This window comes from Nocardiopsis endophytica, assembly GCF_027706725.1.
Classification (GTDB): Bacteria; Actinomycetota; Actinomycetes; order Streptosporangiales; family Streptosporangiaceae; genus Nocardiopsis_A; species Nocardiopsis_A endophytica.
In genome coordinates this window covers 1-16,208 of the sequence record NZ_JAQFWQ010000032.1, presented here as the reverse complement: position 1 = coordinate 16,208, position 16,208 = coordinate 1, and the positions used below count along the sequence as shown (strand labels likewise).

Sequence of the window (16,208 nt, the reverse complement as noted above, 5' to 3'; positions counted from 1 at the left end):
ACGCTGAACACGTTCACTGAACATGTTCAGCGAAAGGGGTGCCGTGGCCCGCACGCGTGAAGAGCTCCGCCAGGCCACCCGGCGGCGCGTCGTCGACGCCGCGGCGCGCCTGTTCCAGGAGCGTGGTTTCGCGGCGGCGACGATCCGCGACATCGCGGAGGCGGCCGGGGTCAGTGTCGGCACCGTGATGGCCGTCGGCGACAAGAAGGGCCTGCTGGTGCTGGTCTTCGACGGGCTCATCGCCGAGGGGCACCGGGAGCGGAGCGCCGGGTCCGGGTCCGGCGCGGAGGGCGGGTGCGTCGACCGCCTCATGGGCCTGGTGCGGCCCTTCGTCGGCATGTTCACCGCCCGCCTGGACCTCTCGCGGGCCTATGCGTCGGTCCTGGTGACCGGGGAGCACACCTCGACCCTGTTCACCTCCCTCGCCGAGCGGCTGGTCGAGGAGATGCGCGCCGCGATCACGCGGCACGGGTGCATCCCGGACGCCGACGCCGCCGCCAAGGCGCGGGCCCTGTACTTCGCCTACATCGGCGTCCTCTTCGCCTGGTCGGGGCGGACCGCCGCCGACACCGCCGAACTCGACACCGGTCTCCGCGACGCGTTCGCGGCGATCTGCGACTGCCGGGAGCCGAGATGACCCTTCTCCCCGACCCGTGGTGGCCGACGGCGCTCCTCGCCGCCGCTCTCCTCGCCGACGCCCTGATGTCCCTCCGCCCGCCGGCCTTCATCCGGGACTGCCTCGACGGGGTGGGATTCCCGCGTGAATGGTGGTGGACGCTCATCGTCATCAAGGCCCTGGCGGCCGGCGGGCTCGTCGTCGGCATCTGGGTCCCGGGGATCGCGATCGCCGCCAACGGGGGAGTGATCGCCTACTTCCTCTGCGCCGCCGCCGCGCACATACGGGCGCGTTTCCTCGGCCAGGCCTTCTGGATGAATTGTTTGGGAATGCTGGCGCTCTCCGCCGCCGTACCTGCGCTTTCTCTCACTCTGTGAACCTGATCATGTGCCGGGTGTGATTCTTTCGGAATGGCGCAACCGAATCCGGATTCCCGCCATCAGAGAAATCGTTTGACCCCCTGGCACCGCCGCTCCCATGACCCCCGCAGCGGCACCACTGTTCCACCCCCATCTTGGAAGGTGTCGATCATGATCCGTAACCTCACCCTTCACCCCCCGGCCGGGGCCGTCCTCGCGCGGGCGGCCACGGTGGCCGCCTCCGTGTCCCTCGCCGTGGGGCTGAGCGGCTGCAGCTTCTCCATCGGTGAGACCGAGCCGGTCGGTGAAGAGCAGGGCTCCTCCGCCGCCGAAGAGGGGTACGACATCGATGAGGGCAACGGCGAGGCGAGCGCCGACGACGCGGCCGCCGAGGACGGCGCCGAGGAGGCCGCGGACGGGGAGGACCCGGGCGACGGGCTCCCCATGGATGCCTCCGAGGCCCAGACCTGGCCGAGCGACAGCTACTGGCTGCAGGGCACCGGGGAGGGCCTCTACCGGCTGGAGTGGACGCCGACGGACGACACGACCGTCCAGATGACCCACTCCGGCAGCAGCAACTTCATCATCAACTCCTACGGCGAGGACGAGACGCGGTACGCGAGCCTCGTCAACGAGATCGGCGTCTACGAGGGCAGCGCCCGTTTCGGCGACCTGCCCATGCTCGACGGCTCCGAGGCGGTCGCCTACCTCCACGTCCAGGCCGACGGCCCCTGGACCATCGGCCGCTGACTAGCTGACCCGCCGTTCGTCGGAGGCCGAGGGCCGCCCCGCCCTCGGCCTCCCCTCCTGCCGCCGCCCCCTCAGGGGAGCGTGCGCGGATCGATCCCCACGGCGGGCAGGATCGCCTGGTCGACGATCTCGGCCAGGTACGCGTCGTCCGGCAGCTCCATCGCGTCGAGCATGTACTTGAAGACCATCGCCTCGCCGATGTCCGCCACGACGTCCGTCACGCGCTCGCGGTCGAGCACGCCCTTGTCGGCGTAGTGCAGCAGCGCGTTCTTGGTGAACCTCTCGCCGCGCGGGTCGAACACCTCCCGGTACAGGCGCTCATGGAGGTCCGGGCGGGCCCACGACGCCGCCAGCACGGCCATCAGCGCCTGGGCGTACTTCGGACGCGAGCCGAAGGAGTCCCGCATCAGCTGGAGCGCCCGGACGAGGTCGCCGCGCAGGTCGTCGGCGGCCGGCGCCGGCTCCTCCATCGGGTAGGCGGCGTGCAGCGCCTCCAGCACGATGTCCTCCGGCGAGTTCCACCGCCGGTACAGCGAGGTCTTCGCGGTCCCCGCGCGCCGGGCGATGCCCTCCATGGTCGCCCCTTCGAGCCCGCGCTCCGCCGTCTCCTCGAAGGCGGCGGCGTGGATCGCCCGGATCAGCGCCGCCCCGCGCCTGCGCGTGCCCTTCGGGCGGGCCTCCGGCGCCTCTTCCCGCGCCCCCTCCGGCACCTCCGGCGCCCCTCCGGCCCGCCGCTTCTCGTCCATCCCGTGCTCCACCCGGCTCGACCGCTTCCCGTCGGTTTAGAAAACGCTTGCGTATTTTAATGGGGTGCTGTTGGATACGGTTCCGTAGCTAAAACCGTCAACGGGGGACCCCTCATGTCCACGCCATCCTCCCCTGCGCCGGGCGCCGTCCCGGCCGCACGCCGATCCCTGGCGCCCGACCTCGCACGCGGCCTCATGCTGCTGGTCATCGCCACCGTCCACGCCCACATGTTCCGGATCGCCGTCGGCGGCAACGCCGGATACTCCCTCGACGGGCCGCTCGACACCGCCGCCACCGCGGCCGTGGCGCTGTTCGCCGAGAACCGCGGCTACCCCATGTTCGCGGCCCTGTTCGGCTACGGGCTGGCGCAGATCGCCCTGCGCCGCACCGCCGAGGGGCGGGAGTGGCCGTGGGTGCGCCGCCTGCTGCGCCGCCGCGGCCGGTGGCTGGTGGCCATCGGCCTGGCCCACGGCATCCTGATCTTCTTCGGCGACATCATCGCCGTCTACGGCCTGATCGCGCTGCTGTTCGCGGGCGTCATGCGGTGGACCGACCGCCGCCTGCTCGCCACGGCCCTCGCCTGGGGGTCGGCGGGCACGCTCGCCTACGCGGCGGTCAACGGCCTGGCGATGGGCGCGGCGGTCGAGGGTGCAACGGTCGCCTCGCCCCTCGACGACCTGGTCATGCGGGTGGTGATGGTGCCGTTCTTCGTGCCGCTGCTGATCGTCATCTCGGTGTTCCCGTTCATGGCGGGCGTCTGGGCGGCGCGGCGCCGCCTGCTGGAGGAGCCCGAGCGCCACCGCGCGTTCCTCACCCGCCTGGCCGCGATCGGCATCCCGGCGGCGGTCGTCGGCGGGGTGCCGTACATGCTCACCACCATCGAGGTCTGGCAGCCCGCCGCCCCCGTCGCGGCCGGGGTGTTCTGGCTGCACATGCTGGTCGGCTACGCGGGGGGCTTCGGCTACGCCGCGCTGATCGCCCTGGTCGCGCTGCGTGTGGGGGACCGGCGCGGGCCCATCGTGACCGCCCTGGCGGCCACCGGGCAGCGCTCGATGACCAGCTACCTCCTCCAGTCGGTGGCCTGGCTGGTGCTGATGCCCGCCTACACCCTGGGACTGGCCGCCGAGCTGGGCGACGCGGCCGCCGTCGGCATCGGCGCGGCGGTGTGGCTGGCCACCGTGGTCCTGGCCGACCTGATGCGCCGGGCGGGCTTCAAGCAGGGCCCAGCCGAATGGTTCCTCCGCCGCATGACCTACGGAACCCCGGTCAAGGCGCGCCAGGAGGCGAAGGAGGGGGCTTCGGCCTGACCCCTCCAGGCGTGTCCGGGGCCCGGGGTCAGGCGCCCCGGGTCTCCGGCGCGCCGTACCGGGCGAGCATGGTCAGTACCGCCTGGTCGACCGCGTGGGCGATGCCGGCCTCGTCGGGCTCCCAGCGGGCGAGCAGCATCCGCGGCCAGAACACGTAGTTGGAGATCATCCCGAGGAACTGGGTCGCCGCCGTCTCCGCGTCGTCGAGCCGGGCCGTGCCGGCGGCGTCCTCCGCCTCCAGGTAGCGGCGGACCGATTTCGGCCGTGGGCCCGTCAGAGGTACTCGGAACAGTTTCCACAGATGCGAGTCGCGACACGGTTCGTGTTGCCGTGGGTGGCACGTAGGGGGCGCTCCTCCGAGATGAGGCGCCATTTCTGCGGGGGCGCGTCAGGAACCCATCCGAATTTCGGCGCGCGTATCTCGCTCTCCGAAAGGTTGAGACAGTCGGGCAGGTGGGCGTTTCCCGCAGGGGAGATGACGATCATGGTCGTACCAAGGGCGGCCCCCGCCTGTCGGGACCGGGAGCTCGGCCGGGTCGGCCGGGGTGCGGCCCGGTGAGAGTCGCAGTCGCATCCGAGGCCGACGATGAGGTCGCACCTTTCGCATCGAATCTCGCTCATGGGCCCGTGGCTCCTCCGGAATCCCGCTGTACGTGTGGACCGGACCGGGAGGGCCCGGTTGCGAATCGCGTGCCGGAAGCATATGCCGCAATGGGCAGGCCGGTCCGTTTGCGGGAGGTCACTCCTTGTCGTCGGAGGGCCTCGGGGGGCGCAGGTTGGTCGCCATGGCCTCCAGCATCCGTCTGAAGGACTCCCGCTCCTCCTCCGTGAAACCGTGCAGGGCCCGGGACGACAGGGTGTTCATCTCCTGGTCCAGGGCCTCGCGCAGGGACCACCCCTTCTCGGTCAGGCGGACGCTCACCAGGCGTGCGTCGGTCGGGTGGGGGTGGCGCTCCACCAGCCCCGACGCCTCCAGCCGCCCGGCCGTGCGGGTGACCGTCGGGGTGGACAGGCCCAGACGCCGGGCGATCTCACCGGGGGAGAGGCCGTCCTCCCGCCACAGGCACATCAGGACGAACTGCTGCCCCTCCCGCACGCCGTGGCGCTCGAAGGCCGTCCCCGCCGCCTGGAGCATCGCGTTCTTGGCCCGCCAGAAGGACGGGACGAAGTCGTCCTCCCAGGTCCGCAGCCACTCCTGCATCGCCACCGCTCCCCGCGCCTCGCCGGTCCTTGCCGAATTGTCGTTAGCTGGCTAATGTTCTCCGAGAACGTTGCCCGGCTAATGATAGGAGCCGACCGTGGCGCCGCGCACCCGCCCCGACCCCTTCGCCGACGACCCCGCGCGCGGCTGGGACTCAGACGCCCTCGACCTCGACGCCTACCTGGACGCCCTCGGCCTCACCGGGCCGCTGGGCCCCGACAGGGAATCGGTGGCCGCCCTCCACCGGGCCCACTCCGCCGCCCTGTCCTTCGCCAACACCGACGTCGTCCTGGGCCGCGGGGTCTCCCTCGACGTCGCCGACATCCAGGACAAGCTCGTCGCCCGCCGCCGCGGCGGCTACTGCTACGAGCACAACATCCTGCTCGCCGCCGCCCTGGAGCGCATCGGGGTCCGGGCGATCGGCCACGCCGCCCGCATCCGCGTGGGCGACCGCTTCCGCCCCGCGACCCACATGCTCCTGAGCATGGAGCTGGGCGGGGAGCGGTTCATCGCCGACGTCGGGTTCGGCGGGGGAGGCCTGCGCGAACCGATGCCGTACGCCGCGGGCGCGGAGGTCGCCCAGGGGGACGGGAAGGAGTGGGCGTTCCGCATCGACACCGAAGAGGCGCCCGGCGACGCGGCGGAGCCCAGGACCCGCGTCCTCACCGCCCGCAGCGGCGACCGGTGGACCGACCTCTACTCCTTCACCGGCGAGCCGTCCTATCGGAACGACTACGCGATCTTCAACCACTACCTCTGCACGCACCCCCGGTCGCCGTTCCGGGCGCGGCTCATGGCCCAGCGCCTCGGCGAGGGGGTGAGCCACCGGCTGGCGAACACGGAACTGTCCACCGAGCACCCCGACGGCACCACCGACACCCGCGAACTCACCCGCGACGAGGTCCCCGAGGCACTGCGGGACGTGTTCGGTCTGCGGCTCGACCCCGAGGACGCGCGCGCCGTCGCCGATGCGGCGGTGCGCCTGGCCGGGAGCGGGCGCGGATAGGCGTGCGGCCGGTCCGGCCCGGGCGGAGGGGCGCCCGAGCCGGTCGCCCTCAGGCCCCGGACACCCCGGCCAGGGCGCGCATCAGCAGGGCCGACGACGCCGCCCCCGGGTCCTCGTGGCCGATGCTCCGCTCGCCCAGGTACGACGCCCTGCCCTTGCGGGCCTGCAGCGGCACGGTCGCCTGCGCCCCCTGCTCGGCCGCGGCGGCCGCCGCCTCCGCCGCCTCGGACAGCGGCGTCCCCTGCCCGGCCGCCTTCTCCAGCGCCTCGACCGCCGGATACAGGGCGTCCACCAGCGTCTTGTCGCCCGGCTTGGCGGCGCCCATCTTCTGCACCGCCTCCAGACCCGCCCGCAGGGCGGCGGCCAGGTCGGCCACCCCGGCCTCGGTCCCCTCAAGGCGCTTGCCCGCCGTGCGCAGCAGCGTGCCGTACAGCGGCCCCGACGCCCCGCCGACCCGCGAGATCATCGTCATCCCGGTCTTCACCAGCACCGGCCCCGGCCCGTCGGCCTCCAGGCCGTCCACGGCGGTCCGCGCACCCGTCAGCCCCCGGTCCATGTTGGTCCCGTGGTCGCCGTCGCCGATGGCGGCGTCGAGCCTGCTCAGGTGCTCGGCCTCGGCCGACACGGCGTCGGCGGCGGCCGCCACCCAGGCCTTGGCCAGTGCGGTGTCCATGGCGTGCACGTTCCCCACTCCTCTCCGTCCCGGCTCACACGCCCCAGCGCAGGGCCGGGGTGTTCACCGGCGCGTCCCACAGCGGCAGGAAGCCCTCCTCGACCCGGCACAGCGTGATCGAGCAGCCCTCCATGTCGAGGCTGGTCACGTAGTCGCCGACCAGGTTGCGGGCGATGGTGATCCCCTTGTCCCCGCACACCCGCGCGACCTCGCCGAACACCAGGTACAGCTCGCTGAGCGGGGTGCCGCCCATGCCGTTGACCATCACGACGGCCTCGTCGCCCGACTCCAGCGGAGAGTCCTGGAGGATCGCCTCCATCATCTCCCCGACGATCTCGCGCGCGCTGCGCAGCTTCTCCCGGCGCCGCCCCGGCTCGCCGTGGATGCCCACGCCGACCTCGATCTCCTCCTCCGGGAGGTCGAACCCGGGCCGCCCCGCCGTGGGGACCGTGCAGGCCGTCAGCGCCACCGCGAAGGAGCGCGACGCCGCGTTCACCCGGCGGCCCAGCTCGGCGACGGCCTCCAGGCCGTCCCCGCGCGCCGCGGCCGCACCGCAGATCTTCTCCACGAACACGGTGGCGCCGGTGCCGCGCCGTCCGGCGGTGAACGTGGAGTCCTCCACCGCGACGTCGTCGTTGACGAGGACCTGCTCGACGCGGAGCCCCTCGTCCTCGGCCAGCTCCGCGGCCATCTGGGCGTTCATCACGTCGCCGGTGTAGTTCTTCACGATCAGGACCGTGCCCCGCCCGGCGTCGGCGGCCTTGACCCCCGCCAGGAACCCGTCGGGCACCGGGGAGGTGAAGACCTCGCCGGGGCAGGCGGCGTCCAGCATCCCCTCGCCGACGAAGCCGCTGTGCAGGGGCTCGTGCCCGGACCCGCCGCCGGAGACCAGCCCGACCTTGCCCTCCACGGGCCCCGAGGCCCGCGCGACCACGCCGTTCTCGGCGTCCACCCGCAGCTCGGGATGGGCCGCCGCGAGGCCGGCGAGCGCGTCGGACAGATAGCTTTCCGGAGTGTTCAGGAACTTCTTCACGGTGCGGCTCCCTAGTGTTCGCCGGGGGGTGGCGGGGTCGATCCTGAAGCGCGGACGTTCGCTCAAGTACCCTAATCCCCCATGGGTGCAACGGTCGGCATCGTCCTCGTGTCGCACAGCGGGAGACTGGCCGAAGGAGTGAAGGAACTGCTGGAGCAGCTGGGCGCGCGGCCGGAGACGGTCGCGGCCGCGGGAGGCGGCCCCGACGGGGGCATCGGCACCTCCTATGAGCGCATCGCCGAGGCGGTCTCCGAGGTCGACCAGGGGGCGGGCGTCATGGTCCTGCCCGACATCGGCAGTGCGGTGATGACGGCCCGGCTGGTCTTCGAGGACGAGCCCCGCGACGACGCCGTCGTCGTCGACGCCCCGTTCGTGGAGGGCGCCGTGGCCGCCGGGGTGCTGGCGTCGACGGGCGCGGACCTGGACGCCGTCGCGGCGGCCGCGCGCGACGCCTACACGGCCCGCAAGATCCAGGAGTAGGCCCGCCCCCTGGCGATGATCTCGACGAAAGTGGTCCCAAAACCGCTGGGATGACAGCACTTTCGTCGAGATCATCGCGGGTCGGCGGGGGTCAGTTCTGCTGTTGCCGCTGCCTGCGCCGGAGGCGCCTCATCCGGCGCCCGCGCGCCGCGATGTCGGCCGAGCGCTGGGCCACCTGCCCCGCCCCCGCCGACATGTCGGCGTGCATGGCGCGCACCAGGGCGACCATCATCAGGAAGCCGATCAGGAAGAACGGCAGCCCGACCACGGTGATGACCTGTTGCAGGGCGTCCAGCCCGCCCTTGCCGGTCGCCGCGAGCAGGGTCGCGGCCACCACGCCCTCGGTCACGCCCCAGTACACCCGCTGCCGGGTGGGGGAGGCGTCCGCGTGCCCGGTGCACAGCATGTCCACCACCAGGGACGCCGAGTCCGAGGAGGTGGTGAAGAAGATGACCACGATCAGGATCGCCAGCCCCGACACCAGCTCCGTGGCCGGGAAGTGCTCCAGGAACACGAACAGCGCGCCGGGGATGTCCTTCTGCCCGACGACCTCGTCCACCAGGCCGCCGCCGCGGTTCATCTCGATGTCGATGGCCGACAGGCCGAACACCGCGAACCAGATGATGCTGAACGCGGTGGGCAGTCCCAGCACGCCGATGATGAACTCGCGGACGCTGCGGCCCTTGGAGATCCGGGCGATGAAGATCCCGACGAACGGCGACCAGGTGATGGTCCAGGCCCAGTAGAAGGTCGTCCAGTTCTTCTGCCACCCGGTGTTGTTGAAGGTGTCGTTCCAGAACGCCAGGGGGACCAGCCAGCTCAGGTAGGTCCCGGTCGTCTCGATGATGCCGCGCAGCAGGAAGACCGGCGCGCCGAAGACGAAGATGAACAGCAGCAGGCCGATCGCCATGGCGATGTTGAGCGTCGACAGCCGCTTGACGCCCTTGTCCAGGCCCAGCGCCACCGAGGTGACGGCGATGGCGGTCACCACCGCGATGAGGATCACCTGCGTCAGCCGCCCCTCCTCGACCCCGAAGAGGGTGTTCAGGCCGCTGTTGATCTGCATCGTGCCCAGGCCGATGGAGACCGCCACGCCGAACAGGGTGCCCAGCACCGCGACGATGTCGATGGTGCGGCCGATGGGGCCGTAGATGCGGTCGCCGAGGAACGGCTGGAAGATCGAGCTGACCCGGAAGGGCAGGCCCCGACGGTAGACGAAATAGGCGAAGGCCAGCGCCGGGAGCGTGAAGATCGTCCAGGTGTGCAGGCCGAAGTGGTACAGCGTGAAGCCCATCGCCTCGTTGGCGGCGTCCACCGACTCGGGCGGGACGTCGTCGCGCGGCGGGTCGGCGAAGTGGCTGATGGGCTCGGCCACGCCCCAGAACATCAGGATGGTGCCGATCCCGGCCGCGAACAGCATCGCGAACCAGGTCCAGTTGCTGTATTCGGGTTCGGAGTCCGGGCCGCCGAGTTTGAGGCGCCCGTACCGGCTGACCGCGATCACGATGAGGAAGACGAGGAACGCCGTGACGCCGAAGATGTAGAGCCACCCCAGGTGGGTGAGCACCCAGTCGGACGCGGCGCCGAACAGGGAGTCGACCGTACCGGTGAAGAAGATCGTGCCGAGCACGAATATGGCGACCAGCGCCGTGGACACCCAGAAGATGACCGGGTCGGTCCGCAGCCCCAACCGGTCGCTCACCTTGTCCAGCATGGAACCCCTCACGATCGCGTGCACCCGTGTTCCGCCCCTTTGCCGCGGCGCGGCGCGGTTCCGTTCCGGCCGCGGCGATGCCCTATGGGCGGTTCCGGGACTGTACACGGAGATGGCGTGATTCGTGAATTCCGACATGCCCCCGCGGGGTTTATCGAACCCGAATTTCGGGCGGAGTCGATTCGGAATCGAACGTCAAGCGTCCGATGATCCGTGGATGAACGTCCGGCCTTTGTCGGGACCCGCGGAGCCGGAGTGCCGCGAGCGGCGCCGAATGGCGTCCGGGCGAATGCCTAGGAATGCGGATGAAAATAACAACCCGGACATACCGTGCATCCCCGGCTCTCTGTCGGGCGGGGCATGGGGCACGGGGGCGGGGGCGGGGCGAGCGCGCGGGGAATGCGCCGTCCCGCGCGCGCGTTGTCACCTGGGGCCGCCCGCCGGGGCGCCCCGGGCCGACCCCGCCCCCCGCCACAGGCCCGCCGCCAGGACCACCGCGAAAACCCGTTGCCGCAGCCTTCTATCCTTGAGTCCGATATGTTGACCTCGCCCTCGGACACGCCGGCGTCCGCGGACCCGGAGCGACCCTCCCTCCGCGACCGCCTCTCCGGCCTCACCTTCGCCGACCGCCACCGGTTGCGCCGCCGCATCGACGGCCTGCAGAAGATCCGTGACCGCCGCAAGCGCGAGAACGTCGCCGGGAAGATCGCCGACGACATCGACCTGGCCGAGCTGCGCGTCGAGCAGCGCCGCTCCGCCCTGCCCGAGCCGAGCTACCCCGACGAGCTGCCGGTCAGCCGCAAGAAGGACGACATCGCCGAGGCGATCCGCGACAACCAGGTCGTGATCGTCGCCGGTGAGACCGGGTCCGGCAAGACCACCCAGCTCCCCAAGATCTGCATGGAGCTGGGCCGCGGCGTGCACGGCACCATCGGCCACACCCAGCCGCGTCGCATCGCCGCGCGCACCGTGGCCGAGCGCATCGCCCAGGAGGTCGGCACCGACCTGGGCGCCACGGTGGGCTACAAGGTCCGCTTCACCGACAAGTCGTCCGACGACACCCTGGTCAAGGTGATGACCGACGGCATCCTGCTGGCCGAGATCCAGCAGGACCGGATGCTGCGCGCCTACGACACGATCATCATCGACGAGGCCCACGAGCGCAGCCTCAACATCGACTTCCTCCTCGGCTACCTCAAGCGCCTGCTGCCCAAGCGCCCGGAGCTGAAGGTGGTCATCACCTCGGCCACCATCGACCCCGAGCGCTTCTCGCGGCACTTCGGCGACGCCCCCATCGTCGAGGTCTCCGGGCGCACCTACCCCGTGGAGGTGCGCTACCGGCCCATCGACGACGAGGACGGCGGCGCGAACGGCGGCGCGAACACCGGGGGCGGCGCGAACGGCGGCGGCCGGGGCGGCTCCGACGAGCGCGACCAGGTGCAGGCCATCTGCGACGCCGTCGACGAGCTGCGCCGCGAGGGGCCGGGCGACATCCTCGTCTTCCTCTCCGGCGAGCGCGAGATCCGCGACACCGCCGACGCCCTGGAGAAGCAGCGCCTCCCCGAGACCGAGGTCCTCCCGCTGTACGCGCGGCTGTCGTCGGCCGAGCAGCACCGGGTGTTCCAGCCCCACCGCGGGCGCCGCATCGTGCTGGCCACCAACGTCGCCGAGACGTCGCTGACCGTCCCCGGCATCCGCTACGTCATCGACCCGGGCACCGCCCGCATCTCCCGGTACAGCCACCGCACGAAGGTGCAGCGCCTCCCGATCGAGCCGGTGTCGCAGGCCTCGGCCAACCAGCGCAAGGGCCGCTGCGGCCGCGTCGCCGAGGGCATCTGCATCCGGCTGTACTCCGAAGACGACTTCCTGTCCCGCCCGGAGTTCACCGACCCCGAGATCCTGCGCACCAACCTGGCCTCGGTCATCCTCCAGATGGAGTCGCTGGGGCTGGGCGACATCGCCGCCTTCCCCTTCGTGGAGGGGCCCGACCACCGCCAGGTCAAGGACGGCGTGCACCTGCTCCAGGAGCTCGGGGCGCTGGACCCGAGCGCCGAGGACCAGCGCAAGCGCCTGACCGACATGGGCCGCAGCCTCGCCCAGCTCCCCGTCGACCCGCGCCTGGGCCGCATGGTGCTGGAGGCGGAGAAGCGCGGGTGCGTGCGCGAGGTGATGATCATCGCCGCCGCGCTGTCCATCCAGGATCCGCGCGAGCGCCCGGCCGAGCACCAGCAGGCCGCCCAGGAGCAGCACGCGCGCTTCGCCGACAAGGACTCGGACTTCCTGGCGTTCCTGAACCTGTGGAAGTACCTCAAGGAGCAGCAGCGCGCGCTGTCGGGCAACCAGTTCCGCAAGCTGTGCCGCACCGAGTTCCTGAACTACCTGCGCGTGCGCGAGTGGCAGGACATCTACAGCCAGCTCAAGCAGGTCGTGAAGGGCATGGGGGTCACGCTCAACACCTCCGACCCCGACCCGCAGCAGGTGCACACCGCGCTGCTGTCCGGCCTGCTGTCGCACGTGGGCCTGCGGGACCCGGAGAAGAAGGAGTACCTGGGCGGGCGCGGGGCGCGCTTCGGGATCTTCCCGGGGTCGTCGCTGTTCAAGAAGCAGCCCCGGTACGTCATGGCCGCCGAGCTGGTGGAGACCTCGCGCCTGTGGGGGCGCATGTGCGCGCGCATCGAGCCCGAGTGGGCCGAGGAGCTGGCCGGGCACGTCGTCAAGCGCACCTACAGCGAGCCGCACTGGGAGAAGAAGCGCGGCGCCGTCATGGCGTACGAGCGGGTGACCCTGTACGGGGTGCCGCTGGTGGCCGAGCGGAAGACGGGCTACGCCAAGGTCGACCCGGTGGTGTCGCGGGAGCTGTTCATCCGGCACGCGCTGGTCGAGGGCGACTGGGATACGAGCCACAAGTTCTTCCACTCCAACCGCAAGCTCCTCGAAGAGGTCGAGGACCTGGAGCACCGGGCCCGGCGCCGGGACATCCTCGTCGACGACGAGGCGCTGTTCGCCTTCTATGACGAGCGCGTGGGCGCCGAGGCGGTGTCGGCGGCGCACTTCGACACCTGGTGGAAGAAGGCGCGCCGCAAGGACCCGAACCTGCTCGACTTCGAGAAGTCGATGCTGATCAACGACGGCGCGGAGAAGGTCAGCGAGGAGGACTACCCGGACACCTGGACGCACGGGCAGTTCGCGTTCCCGCTGACCTACCAGTTCGAGCCGGGCAGCGACGCCGACGGCGTCACCGTGCACATCCCGCTGGAGGTTCTGAACCAGGTCGGCGACGAGGGGTTCGACCGGCAGATCCCGGGGCTGCGGCGGGACCTGGTGACGGCGCTGATCCGGTCGCTGCCCAAGCCGCTGCGGCGCAACTTCGTGCCGGTGCCCGACAACGCCGAGCAGGTGATGGGGCGGCTGCCGAAGGACGACGAGACGCCGCTGGTGGAGCTGCTGGCGCACGAGCTGGGGCGGATGTGCGGGGAGCGCATCACCCCGGAGGACTTCGACCTGGAGAAGGTGCCCGACCACCTGCGGATCACCTACCGGGCGGTGGACAAGTCCGGCGGGAAGCTGGCCGAGGGCAAGGACCTGTCGGTGCTGCGGGGCAAGCTGAAACCCAAGCTGCAGAAGGCGATCTCGGCGGAGGCCAAGGGCATCGAGCGCTCGGGGCTGACGGAGTGGGACTTCGGGCCGCTGCAGAAGGTGTTCGAGCGCAAGTCGGCGGGGCCGGTGGTGAAGGGGTACCCGGCGCTGGTCGACGAGGGCGCGACGGCCGGGGTGAAGATCTTCGACACCCGGGCCGAGCAGCGCGCGGCCCATTGGAAGGGGCTGCGGCGGCTTCTCCTCCTCAACGTCCCCTCACCGGCGGCGGTGATCCGGCGGGGGCTGGACAACCAGCAGAAGCTCGCGCTGGGGCACAACCCGCACGGGGGTGTCGACAAGCTGCTGGACGACTGCATGTCGGCGTCGGTGGACGCGCTGATGGCGCAGTGGGGTGCGAAGCAGGCGCCGGCGGGGGAGCGCTGGATCGGTGTGTGGGATCCGGACGCGTTCACCGAGCTGCGGGAGTTCATCCGGGCCGAGCTGGGCGACGTGCTGGACGAGGTCGTCCGGGGGACGGCGCAGGTGTTGGCGGCGTCGCACCGGTTGCAGAAGAAGCTGAAGGGGTCGACCAGCATGGCCGTGCTGCCGTCGCTGAACGACGCGCAGGGGCAGCTGGCGGGGCTGATCAGGCCGGGGTTCGTGACCGAGGCGGGGCGCGGGAGGCTGCCGCGGCTGGTGACGTATCTGAAGGGGATCGAGTACCGGTTGGAGAAGCTGCCGGAGAACCCGCGCCGGGACCAGGTGGGCATGGCGAAGGCGGAGCAGATGCGCCAGGCCGTGGAGAAGGGTGTCGCGGTGCTTCCGGAGGGGCGCGAGGACGACCCGGACGTGCGCGAGCTGCGGTGGATGCTGGAGGAGTTCCGGGTGAGCCTGTTCGCGCAGCAGTTGGGGACGGCTTATCCGGTGTCGGAGAAGCGCATCCAGAAGGCCGTAGAGGCGGCCAAGGAGGCGTGAGGCGGCCGGACCCGCGTTGATCTCGACGAAAGTGCTGTCATTTCGGCGGATTTGACAGCACTTTCGTCGAGATCAACGAGGTGCCCCGCTGGCGGCCCCCGGCGAGAGCCGGGGGCCGTCGGGCTACCTGGGCCGAGGAGCGCGCAGCGACCGGACGAAGGCGGCCCACTCCCCGGAGGGGAAGTGGAGCGTGGCGTGCGACCGGTACTTGGTGTCGCGTACGGCGGAACGCCCGGGGGAGTCGGCGACTTCGACGCAGTTCTGGGGCTGCGAGTAGCTCGACTTCCGGAAGCCTTCAGAGCTGGTCATGCTTGACCTCGTGGAGGAAGGCGCGCCACTCGGTGGAGCTGAAGAGCAGGTGTCCCCGGTCGGGGTGCTGCGAGTCGCGGACGGCCGTCGTCATCGATGCGGTAGCAACTTCGACGCAGGCTTCGGCGTTACCGCTGTAACTGGACTTACAGAACCCGTCAGAGCTGGTCACGCTTCACCTCTTCGAGGAAGGCGCGCCACTCGGCGGAAGGGAAGTGGAGCGTGGCCTGCATCCGGTGTTTGGTATCGCGGACGGCGGAGCGGCCAGGGGAATCGGCGACCTCGACGCAGTTCTGCTGTTGCGTGTAGCTCGACGTGCGCCACTGCGCCCCGTCGGTGAACGGGTCCATGTCGGTGGTCTCTCTACTGGGTCAGCATTCTCTTGAGGTAGGGGATCGTTCGTTCCTCGTCGAGTGCCGAAGTGCGAACATGATCCCAAAGCTTGCGGTAGACCTGGAGTTCCTCAGGTCGTTCCAGGTAGATCCCGTCCGTATACGTCTCCAGGTAGACGATGGGCGGTGCGGGCTCCATGAAGTCCAACAGGACGAAGGGGCCGGTTGCTCCTGCATGCACACCCGCGTCCGTCGGAACGACCTGGATGGTGATGTGGCCGAAGTTGTCGGCGAGGTCGATCAGGTGCTCGACCTGTTCACGGAGCACACCCGGGGCGCCCTGGAGCCGCTGGAGGGCATGCTCTTCGATTACGGCCCACAGGTCGGGCGGGTCGCTCCGATGAAGGATCTTCTGCCGCTCCAACCGAGCATCGACGGCCCGCTGTATGTCGTCTGGATTGCGCCAGAGACGGGCACGCTGAACGATTCGTGCGTATCCCGGGGTCTGGAGCAGGCCCGGAACCCCGAACGACTCATAGTTGGCGATGCTCGTTGCCTCGGCTTCGAGTTCCACGTATGAGCCGGTCAGGATGTCGTCGTAGCGCGTCCACCAGCCCTTTTGCTGAGCCTGGCGTACGAGGTTGAGGACCGCCCCGTACTCAGGGGCGTCCTCCTTCACGCCGTACTCGTGCATGAGCGCCTTGATCTCGACGACGCTCGGCTTCTTGCGCTCGCCGGTTTCGATGTGCCCCAGCTTGGCGCGTGACCACTCCAACCGCTTGGCGGTCTCGTCGAGGCTGAGTCCGGCGTCCTTGCGCATGCGCCGGAGGATCGCGGAGAGCTGGCGCCGCCGGATGGTCGGGCTCGCCGCCACGCGCGCCCTCCTTCTGCTCCTGGGCTGCTTCTTTGTGGTGCCGATGGTAACTCCCGGGGCGAGAAAACGGACATTTAGCAATCTATGGTTAGTAAGTCAAGGCCTAGCACTTGAATCCTAGACTTCTAGGATCCATTATGAAGGGGCACCCGCAGAGCCCGCCGTTCGAGGCGGCCTATCTCCTGAGGTGGCTCATGCCCACACGTCTCTTCGCGTCACTCTCCGCGCTGGCCACGACCGTCTTCGTGGCCCCGAT

At 70.6% G+C, this 16,208-nt stretch carries 17 protein-coding genes; 7 read left to right on the top strand and 10 right to left on the bottom strand.

The window, feature by feature from the left end; genetic code table 11:
* Positions 1-43 precede the first annotated feature (43 nt).
* The 3 genes from O4J56_RS13155 to O4J56_RS13145 all read left to right on the top strand — a co-directional run bounded on the left by O4J56_RS13155 (position 44) and on the right by O4J56_RS13145 (position 1,725).
* Positions 44-637, top strand: a complete 594-nt coding sequence (locus tag O4J56_RS13155; RefSeq protein ID WP_270686036.1) for a TetR/AcrR family transcriptional regulator — start codon at positions 44-46, stop codon at positions 635-637.
* A complete protein-coding gene (locus O4J56_RS13150) occupies positions 634-993 on the top strand; it encodes a DoxX family protein (RefSeq protein ID WP_270686035.1) in 360 nt (119 codons plus the stop codon). The genes O4J56_RS13155 and O4J56_RS13150 overlap by 4 nt, the downstream gene beginning before the upstream one ends.
* Before the next feature lie 153 nt (positions 994-1,146).
* Positions 1,147-1,725 (top strand): hypothetical protein, encoded by a 579-nt coding sequence (locus O4J56_RS13145; RefSeq protein WP_270686034.1) that lies wholly within the window; start codon positions 1,147-1,149, stop codon positions 1,723-1,725.
* A 71-nt stretch (positions 1,726-1,796) separates the two neighbouring features.
* Here the strand turns inward: O4J56_RS13145 and O4J56_RS13140 are convergent, their stop codons facing one another.
* The gene (locus O4J56_RS13140) at positions 1,797-2,471 is read right to left on the bottom strand and encodes a TetR/AcrR family transcriptional regulator (protein WP_270686033.1); all 675 of its coding nucleotides are present in this window, start codon (positions 2,469-2,471) and stop codon (positions 1,797-1,799) included.
* A 114-nt stretch (positions 2,472-2,585) separates the two neighbouring features.
* Here O4J56_RS13140 and O4J56_RS13135 point away from each other — a divergent pair, with 114 nt between their 5' ends.
* Complete coding sequence (locus O4J56_RS13135; protein WP_270686032.1) at positions 2,586-3,779, top strand: DUF418 domain-containing protein; 1,194 nt, start codon at positions 2,586-2,588, stop codon at positions 3,777-3,779.
* A 28-nt stretch (positions 3,780-3,807) separates the two neighbouring features.
* On the opposite strand, the gene O4J56_RS13130 is transcribed toward O4J56_RS13135, so the two are convergent.
* Together O4J56_RS13130 and O4J56_RS13125 are read right to left on the bottom strand one after the other, a co-directional pair.
* Positions 3,808-4,152, bottom strand: a complete 345-nt coding sequence (locus tag O4J56_RS13130; RefSeq protein WP_270686031.1) for a TetR/AcrR family transcriptional regulator C-terminal domain-containing protein — start codon at positions 4,150-4,152, stop codon at positions 3,808-3,810.
* Positions 4,153-4,518: 366 nt separating this feature from the next.
* Positions 4,519-4,980, bottom strand: coding sequence for a MarR family winged helix-turn-helix transcriptional regulator (locus tag O4J56_RS13125; protein WP_270686077.1), 462 nt, complete (start codon positions 4,978-4,980; stop codon positions 4,519-4,521).
* Between the two features lie 97 nt (positions 4,981-5,077).
* Here O4J56_RS13125 and O4J56_RS13120 point away from each other — a divergent pair, with 97 nt between their 5' ends.
* Complete coding sequence (locus O4J56_RS13120; RefSeq protein WP_270686030.1) at positions 5,078-5,986, top strand: arylamine N-acetyltransferase family protein; 909 nt, start codon at positions 5,078-5,080, stop codon at positions 5,984-5,986.
* A 49-nt stretch (positions 5,987-6,035) separates the two neighbouring features.
* Here O4J56_RS13120 and dhaL read toward each other — a convergent pair whose 3' ends face one another.
* Positions 6,036-6,659: a dihydroxyacetone kinase subunit DhaL gene (dhaL, locus tag O4J56_RS13115; RefSeq protein ID WP_270686076.1), complete on the bottom strand. Its 624-nt coding sequence runs from the start codon at positions 6,657-6,659 to the stop codon at positions 6,036-6,038.
* Between the two features lie 34 nt (positions 6,660-6,693).
* A complete protein-coding gene (gene dhaK / locus O4J56_RS13110; protein WP_270686029.1) occupies positions 6,694-7,692 on the bottom strand; it encodes a dihydroxyacetone kinase subunit DhaK in 999 nt (332 codons plus the stop codon).
* A gap of 81 nt (positions 7,693-7,773) precedes the next feature.
* Between dhaK and dhaM the strand changes: the two genes are divergently transcribed.
* A complete protein-coding gene (gene dhaM / locus O4J56_RS13105; RefSeq protein WP_270686028.1) occupies positions 7,774-8,172 on the top strand; it encodes a dihydroxyacetone kinase phosphoryl donor subunit DhaM in 399 nt (132 codons plus the stop codon).
* Between the two features lie 91 nt (positions 8,173-8,263).
* Here the strand turns inward: dhaM and O4J56_RS13100 are convergent, their stop codons facing one another.
* Positions 8,264-9,886, bottom strand: coding sequence for a BCCT family transporter (locus O4J56_RS13100; protein ID WP_270686027.1), 1,623 nt, complete (start codon positions 9,884-9,886; stop codon positions 8,264-8,266).
* Between the two features lie 537 nt (positions 9,887-10,423).
* On the opposite strand from O4J56_RS13100, the gene hrpA reads away from it, so the two are divergent.
* Complete coding sequence (gene hrpA / locus O4J56_RS13095; RefSeq protein ID WP_270686026.1) at positions 10,424-14,437, top strand: ATP-dependent RNA helicase HrpA; 4,014 nt, start codon at positions 10,424-10,426, stop codon at positions 14,435-14,437.
* 123 nt (positions 14,438-14,560) lie between these two features.
* Here hrpA and O4J56_RS13090 read toward each other — a convergent pair whose 3' ends face one another.
* From O4J56_RS13090 to O4J56_RS13075, 4 genes are read right to left on the bottom strand one after another with little or no spacing between them, the layout of a single operon-like run.
* Positions 14,561-14,746 (bottom strand): DUF397 domain-containing protein, encoded by a 186-nt coding sequence (locus O4J56_RS13090; protein ID WP_270686025.1) that lies wholly within the window; start codon positions 14,744-14,746, stop codon positions 14,561-14,563.
* Positions 14,733-14,918 carry a DUF397 domain-containing protein gene (locus tag O4J56_RS13085; RefSeq protein ID WP_270686024.1) on the bottom strand — a complete coding sequence of 62 codons (186 nt, stop codon included), beginning with the start codon at positions 14,916-14,918 and terminating at the stop codon, positions 14,733-14,735. Before O4J56_RS13085 ends, O4J56_RS13090 begins: the two co-directional genes overlap by 14 nt.
* Complete coding sequence (locus tag O4J56_RS13080; protein ID WP_270686023.1) at positions 14,905-15,096, bottom strand: DUF397 domain-containing protein; 192 nt, start codon at positions 15,094-15,096, stop codon at positions 14,905-14,907. Before O4J56_RS13080 ends, O4J56_RS13085 begins: the two co-directional genes overlap by 14 nt.
* A gap of 13 nt (positions 15,097-15,109) precedes the next feature.
* Entirely contained in the window at positions 15,110-15,952 is an 843-nt protein-coding gene (locus O4J56_RS13075; RefSeq protein ID WP_270686022.1) for a helix-turn-helix domain-containing protein, read from the bottom strand.
* Between the last annotated feature and the right edge of the window lie 256 nt (positions 15,953-16,208).